This is a genomic window from Mycobacterium sp., assembly GCF_032159565.1.
In the GTDB taxonomy this organism is placed as follows: domain Bacteria; phylum Actinomycetota; class Actinomycetes; order Mycobacteriales; family Mycobacteriaceae; genus Mycobacterium.
This window is the reverse complement of sequence record NZ_JAVHWR010000180.1, coordinates 1-7,309: the sequence shown is the minus strand read 5'-3', so window position 1 is coordinate 7,309 and position 7,309 is coordinate 1. Positions and strand designations below refer to the sequence as shown.

Here is a 7,309-nt window from a genome sequence, read left to right as displayed (position 1 = left end):
GTCACTACACCGCCTCGCTGTCATGCCGTCGCGCGGGCGGCGCGCGGTGCTTCGGCGCTGTGCGGACAGGCTCGCCCCCGCCAATTCCGAGGCGTTCGTGCAGCCAGACCAGCGGCGCCGGCACCCACCAGTTCCACCGGCCCATCAAATGCATGAAGGCCGGTACCAAGACCGTTCGCACCAGCGTGGCGTCAACCAGTACTGCCAACGTCAGGCCGAGGCCGAACATCCGCATGAACGACACATTTGCGGCGGTCAGTGCTGCGAACGAGATGGACATCACGAGCGCGGCGGCCGTGATCACTCGACCGGTATGCGCGACGCCCAGGGCGACGCTCTCGTCGTTATCGGCGGGAGTGCGCCCCGAGGACAACCAGAACTCCCGGATCCGGGCCACGAGGAAGACCTCGTAGTCCATCGACAAACCGAAAGCGATGCAGAACAGCAGAACGGGCATATTGGTGACCAGAGTCCCGGTAGCCGTCGTCCCGAGAGCGCCAAGATGCCCGTCTTGGAAAATCCAAACCATGGCACCGAATGCGGCGGTAAGCGACAAGACGTTGAGCACCAGAGCCTTCACCGGCAGCAGGATGCTTCCCGTCAGCACGAACAACAGTCCGAGCGCGATCAGGGCGATCAGCCCCAGCACTGTTGGAAGCCGTGAGGTGATGGCGTAAACGGTGTCCCGGTTGGTCTGTGCCGTCCCCGTTATGTACACGTCCCTGTCGCCAGGGCCCGCAACCGCATGAAGTCGGTCGAGTTGCGCCTCCGAAGTGGATGAGAACAACGGCGCCGTGCTCGAGGCGGTGAGATATATGCTGCCCTGCGCTACTCCGGTCGGCGCTGACGGTAGGCCTGTTGGCATACCGCCGACGAACCTGCCCGTCGGCGCGGACACCGAAGTGATGCCAGGCACGCGGGAGAGATCGGCCGCGTATCGGCTTATCTGTTCTGGCCCGAGGCCGTTGGCGTCGGGGACGACCACCGTCACCGCCTTCGGAGGATCATCGGCGAAGTTGCTGCGAAGTTGATCTCCGACCTGGTGTGCAGGGGCGGATGTCGGCAGCACGCGGTCGTCGGGGAAGCCCCACTTGACGCCGAGGAACGGTGCGCCGAGCAGCACCAGCAGCGTGACACCGGCCAACCCGATGGGGATGGCATGGCGCATGACGAATTTCGTTGAGCGGTACCAATACCGCTGCTCGACAGGAACAGGCGCCGGCGCCGGTCGACGCAGCAAGCGCCGCGCGAGCCAGCGCACGTCGAGCGAGTTCAATCGGTCGCCCAGCAATACCAGGGCGGCCGGTGTCACCACCACTGCCACAGTCGCGGCCAAGGCGACTGTGACAACTCCCGCGTAGGCCAACGACTTCAGGAAGTGCATCGGAAACAAGGTCAGGGCGGCCATCGACAGCGCGACGGTTGTCGCAGAGAACAACACCGTGCGGCCGGCCGTCACCATGGTGTGCTCCAACGCGTCGTGGCGGGTCGCGCTGTGAGCCAACTCGTCGCGGAAGCGGCTGATGATCAGCAATGTGTAGTCGATCGCCAGCGCAAGGCCCATCGCGGTGCTCAGGTTCAGCGCAAAGATGGACACGTCGGTGCTGAACGTGATCAGACGCAGGATCGCCAGCGTGCCCACGATCGCCATGGCCGCGACCATGACCGGCAATACCGCCGCCAACAGCCCGCCGAATACCCAGACCAACACGAGGAAGCTGAGCGGAATCGCGATCGACTCCATCAGGAGCAGGTCTGTCTGCGTCTGCCGGGTTATCTGCCAATTGACCATCGCGGGGCCGCCCGACCGTACAGTGACCCCGTCGCGCTCGCCCACGAGCTGCTTGGACAGCTCATCGGCGTGTTTTGGCGCGTTCCTTTCGCCGCCGATTATGCCGGCGACGACCAACCCGGACCTGCCGTCCTTACTGATCAACTGGGACGCGGCGGCGGGCGGTGCGGTCCACGCGGAGATCACGGTGGCAACATTTGATGACCGCTGTAGGTGGTCGACGATCGCTGTACCCACCGCACGGGACGCTGAGCTGTCGAAACCGTCCGGCGAGGAGACGGTGAACAGAAGTGCTTGATCTCCTTGGCCGAACCGCTCGGCGAGCAAACGCGTCGCCGTCGCTGATTCGGAGGTCGGATCCTCAAATCCAGTGGGGGAGAGGCTGTTTGCCACCGGGATGCCGAATATGGCAGCAGCAACCATCACCAGCGCAGCCATGGCGATGATTCGCCGTGGTGCGGCGATGGCAAGTCGGGCAATTCGGTGCAGCAGGTCATGTCCTTCGAGCAGAGTTCGGGGCCCTTGGATGAGTCAGAGGCTCCGAAGAGTCCGGTCCATGGCAATTCCCGCGTCAATTTAGCAAATTTAACGATTGGCCGATGTTACTGTCGCGAAGTACGCCTTCCGAGCGCTCGGTTCGTTGCTCGGATCGTTTCTCCCTGAGGGGGTAGTCAGGGAAGGGGAATGCTGAGTGCGCGCAGATTCGTCGCGGGAAATGATTCCGCCACCATGATGTCGACCCGTGCCGGTCGCCGATGTCGCGCTGCCGCGGGCGCGTTCGACTCGGCTCACCGGGACAGTTTCGACGCCGTTGTCATCGGGGCGGGGCCGGCTGGTCTTGCTGTCGCCCGCGAGCTCAAGCATCAGCACGGCATCAACACACTCACCATCGATCGCGCAGCTGCACCGGCGATTTCGTGGCGTACGCGGTATGACAACTTCCGCCTCAACACCACCGGTTTCCTGTCGCACCTTCCGGGACAACGGATCCCCGTCGCGGCCGGCCGTTGGCCGACCAAAGAGGACATGGTCGCCTACTTCGACAGCTATGTCCGGCGGCAGGACCTCACGCTCCGGCTGGGGTGCGGGGTCAACCACATCGACAGGGCATCAGGTGGTTGGCGACTCGACACATCGTCCGGCGAAATCCGAACACCGATAGTCGTGCTCGCCACGGGCAACTACCGAACGCCCATCATCCCGCCGTGGCCCGGGCTCAGCCACTTCAACGGCGAGTTCCTGCACTCGGGCGACTTCAGTAACGCTCGGCCATACCGGGGCCGCAACGTTCTGGTTGTCGGTGCCGGAAATTCGGCCGCCGACATCGCGGCCCAGCTCGCCGACAATTGCGCGGACCGGATCTGGCTTGCGGTGCGCACACCGCCGCACCTCGTGCGGCGGGCAATGGGACCGATTCCATCCGATCTTTTCCTCGAACTATCTGCCCGGATCCCTGCGAGCATGGTTGATCCGGTGATCGCACGCACCCTTCGCCTCCAGTGGGGCGGCGACCTTTCGGGCTACGGCTTTCACCGGCCGCCGCTCGGGCTGAAAGCGACCGTCCAGCAGCGAGGCCGCATCCCGACGATGGCCGACGAGCTAGTCGACGCGGTGCGGGCCGGACGCGTCAAGGTCGTCGCTGCGGTCGCCGCGGTCGAACCCGACCGCGTTCTCCTGGTCGACGGCTCGTCCCTTGCGCCAGACGTGATCATCGCCTCGACCGGCTTCAGTGCCGATCTCGACGGAATGATCGGGCATCTCGGCGTACTCGACGAGCGCGGCAACCCTCGTGGCGGCTTTTCCTCGCACATCGGCGGCGGGATGTTCGCTATCGGATACGGCATCCCGCCCAGTGGGCCACTACGGGCAATCCGCCGGCACGCCACGCCCCTGGCCCGAGAAATTGCTAAATATCTGGCGACAGCGCGTTCGAAGTCCGTCGATCCGCTGACTGTTTCAGCGGTGGACTGATGTCTCATCCATCCGGGTCGTTCCGCGTAGGCTGGCAGCCATGACTGTAAAGCAGTTGCTGGCACCCCTGCGCTGGTCGGTTATCAACACGTTTCTCTTCCCGCGAACCTTCGCCAGAACCGGCCAATTCGGTGACGGCCGGGAGGCCGCGGCCGCTGAGTACGTATTAGCCAATGCGCGCAAGGGTGATATCGACGACGTTCTCACCACCATGGACGAATTCGCATACAACAAGTCCTTCCTGATCAATGTGGGCGATGAGAAGGGCAAACTGCTCGACGCCGCTGTCAAGCGTGCCGATACCCGCCTCGCCCTCGAGCTCGGCACATATTGCGGTTACGGCGCCTTGTGCATCGCTCGGGCCGCGCCGACGGCCAAGGTCTACTCCGTCGAGTTCGCCGAGACCAACGCCGAGGTCGCGCGACGGATTTGGGCGCACGCCGGCGTGGACGACCGGATCACCTGTGTGGTCGGCACAATCGGTGACGGTGGCCGCACACTGCAGGCTCTAGCCGACCAGGGGTTCAGCGCCGGCAGCCTGGACCTGCTGTTTCTCGACCACGTCAAAAATGCATACCTGTCGGACTTGGACAGCATCATGGGTCGCGGTTGGCTGCACCCCGGTTCGATTGTGGTCGCCGACAATGTCCGAATTCCAGGCGCGCCGAAGTACCGCGAATACATGCGGCAGCAGCAGGGCAAGCAGTTCGAGACAATCGAGCACAACACTCACGGCGAATATCAGACGGTTGTGCGTGACTTGGTGCTCGAGTCGGTATTACTTCAATAATCGGTATTACCGATCGTCAGCCGGACTCAATTCGTGCACACTGCTTACTTTTCAGCATCCAGCTCCCGACATGTCATGAAAAGCTCATCCGCGCATTCAACCGGCTGTTACATTCGGGGCGGAGGCGACTCCGGACAGGAGGAAACCTCATGCGTTTCCGGTTCTCCCCACGTTCCAGCGTGGCTTTCCTCGCTATTCCATTTCTTACCTTCACATTAGTGAGCTGCTCCTCGTCCGGGCAGCCATCCTCATCTGGGCAGTCGTCCTCTCCGTCGCCGTCTTCCGAGCCATTGGGCGCCAGGGACGGCGGCTATTTGGCCAAGCTCTGCGCAGTGCCGCAGCTCGAGGTGAAGAACGAGAATCAGGCCGCCGTCTGCATCACCCCTCAGGGCGATGCGATCAGCATCGTCGGAGACAGGACCTTCACCACTACGCGCAAGGCCGATGCGTACCGGCAGGAGGTGCACAAGTGCGCCGGTGAAGCGCTGCCGCCCGTGTGGTTCCGCTTCTATGACGGTCCAAACATGTTCGCCAAGGCCAACTACGACGAGATCTCGTTCAGCATGCCGGTCACCAAGAGTGCATTGCCGCCGATTCACAACTCGCAAAGCCTCTGGGATCAAATGACGATCCTGCAGCCGATACCCGTATTCGACGATGTCAAGCCGACCTACTGTGGGTTTCTAGGCGGGAAGACGCTTTGGGCCAACGGCGGATTCAACTTCGAACTCACCGCTGGCAGTACGGGTTTCGACCCGGGCGATGCGCCTCCACAGACACCGTGGAACTCGCCTTGGCAGTCGGGGTTCAACAGCACGACCTACGACGGTTGGACGGCCTATCCGACGATGGCGCTCGGCAACGGGGCCGGCGGGCCGCCACCCGGCTTCGCAATACGCACGCTGGGTAGTCCGGATGACACGCTGACGGCGCCGGACTCCTCGGTGCACGCCAAGTACTCATTGGACAACGACAAGCAGGTCGTCACGCTCGAACTGTCCTATAACGGAGCGACGTCGACGTATTCCGTGCCGCAGCAGCTGTTCAAGGACAAGTTCTTGCCGAAGGCGATCGCCGACGGTTCGCTGAGCGCCGACGACAAGCAGGTGGGGCAGGTGAACAACTTCGACTGGCGGTGGCAGCTGTTCACCAACACACTCACGATCCAGAAGCCGACCGCGCCGGATGGCAAGCCCATCACGCTCAATGAACTGGCGCAGTACTTTCCCAAGGCCACTTCGTACAACAACATCCAAGCCAAGGTCAAGGGCTACGCCGGCTTCAACAACCCGGACGCCTTCGAGAACACACTGGTGTGCGCCAAAGGTTTCGAGATGTACGGCTCGATCATCGACGGCAAGCTCTTCACCGATCTCGACGAATACAGCAAGTGGGTGGAGACCGAGGCAGACAAGACTGATCCGCGGTACTCCTATTGGCGGTGCATCGAAGCGATCGCCCGCTCGCGCGAACAGAACTGCGTGGCAAGCGGTTCGGAGAAGGACGCTGCGCAGCAGTCCTGGAATGTCGGCGGCGGGTACATGAACGGGACGATTCCCACGCAATGCGACGAGAACGATCCCGAGACGAAAGCGGTCATCGCCGGCCAGCGGTAAGGGATGACGAGCGTGAGTGTGCCGCCGCCGTAAACCCTTCTGCTGCCAGCCGCTACCTTTCGGGAAACAACAGTCTTAAGTCTGTCGGGTTCAAAGTGTTGGTAGGCATCTTCCAGGTGTCATCCCGCCCGACACCTAAGGTCACCTTATTGGTGGAATCATCGACATGGATCGATCTGACGAATTCAGCGGGCTTTCCCTCCCGCCACGGAAGTGTCGAATACTGAATCTCCCACGGAAACATTCCTCCGCGAACTCGCCCGACCGATAACTCTAGATCCAGGTACTCGATCATCTGCCCTCGACTGGCTCCGGACATCAATGAATCAAGCGAGGGGGCGGGCGGCAGATCCTTCGCGCGATTACGTCCGTAGAAGAATTGGTCACCCGCTACCAGCAACATATGGTCGAGCCGCCCAATATGCTCGGTATAGACGATAAAGAACCGGTTCTCACCGTTCGTTATAGAAACCCAGCGTTCAGTGTAGGAATCATCGATGGCGCTCTCATTCATTTGATCCGCGGAAAGAAACTCAAGCCGACCTACGTCGAGATTGCTCGTCGGCGGCTCGAAGTCCATTTGACGGTGCCACTGGACGGTTGGACCAGAGGGAGGCCGCGAAGGTTCCGCCGAGTTGGAATCCGTGACAACAGTGGTATATCCGAAGAAGCCTTGCTGTTTTGACGGCGCCCGAAGTTCCTCATCTGTCAAATCGTTGAATCTCGTGCCGAGCTCTCGCTCAGTCGCCAGGGTCGAACCCCGCCGAGTTCACTACTGGGCGCTCGGCCCGCGAGTCAGGCGCGTCCACGAACGTATCGGTGGCTGGCCGGCCAAGCGCAGTCGGCGATCAGGGCCGTAACCTCATCGGCCAGTTCGATCTGCGGGAAGTGGCTGTACCCGTGCAGCATCTCGATGCTGGCCTGCGGCACGTGCGCGCTGACCAGTTCTAGCCACGGTGAGCTCAGGCCCGGTTCGAGTGATACCCGCTGGCGTGCGGTGTCGAGCGTCGTGCTTTGGATAGCGAGCAGCGGAACGTGGACCGAATCGAGGGCGCTCTCCATTTCGCGGGCGTCCCAGCCGGCCAAGTCCGTCATCAGGGTCCTGCCCAACCCAGTGGGAAAACGCAGCGCGCGCTCGAC

The 7,309-nt window shown here is 62.3% G+C and carries 6 protein-coding genes; 3 read left to right on the top strand and 3 right to left on the bottom strand.

Features of this window, described 5'->3' with window-relative positions; translation table 11 throughout:
- Nucleotides 1-4: 4 nt before the first annotated feature.
- A complete protein-coding gene (locus QOC76_RS24165; protein ID WP_526361182.1) occupies nucleotides 5-2,284 on the bottom strand; it encodes an MMPL family transporter in 2,280 nt (759 codons plus the stop codon).
- Between the two features lie 237 nt (nucleotides 2,285-2,521).
- Between QOC76_RS24165 and QOC76_RS24160 the strand changes: the two genes are divergently transcribed.
- The 3 genes from QOC76_RS24160 to QOC76_RS24150 all read left to right on the top strand — a co-directional run bounded on the left by QOC76_RS24160 (nucleotide 2,522) and on the right by QOC76_RS24150 (nucleotide 6,169).
- Nucleotides 2,522-3,763, top strand: coding sequence for a flavin-containing monooxygenase (locus QOC76_RS24160; RefSeq protein WP_526361180.1), 1,242 nt, complete (start codon nucleotides 2,522-2,524; stop codon nucleotides 3,761-3,763).
- Between the two features lie 40 nt (nucleotides 3,764-3,803).
- Entirely contained in the window at nucleotides 3,804-4,553 is a 750-nt protein-coding gene (locus QOC76_RS24155; RefSeq protein WP_526361178.1) for an O-methyltransferase, read from the top strand.
- 332 nt (nucleotides 4,554-4,885) lie between these two features.
- Nucleotides 4,886-6,169, top strand: a complete 1,284-nt coding sequence (locus QOC76_RS24150) for a hypothetical protein (protein WP_526361176.1) — start codon at nucleotides 4,886-4,888, stop codon at nucleotides 6,167-6,169.
- Nucleotides 6,170-6,221: 52 nt separating this feature from the next.
- Here QOC76_RS24150 and QOC76_RS24145 read toward each other — a convergent pair whose 3' ends face one another.
- Entirely contained in the window at nucleotides 6,222-6,749 is a 528-nt protein-coding gene (locus QOC76_RS24145; RefSeq protein WP_526361174.1) for a hypothetical protein, read from the bottom strand.
- A 215-nt stretch (nucleotides 6,750-6,964) separates the two neighbouring features.
- On the bottom strand, nucleotides 6,965-7,309 hold a 345-nt coding region (locus QOC76_RS24140), incomplete at its 5' end, for an alpha/beta fold hydrolase family protein (protein WP_526361172.1).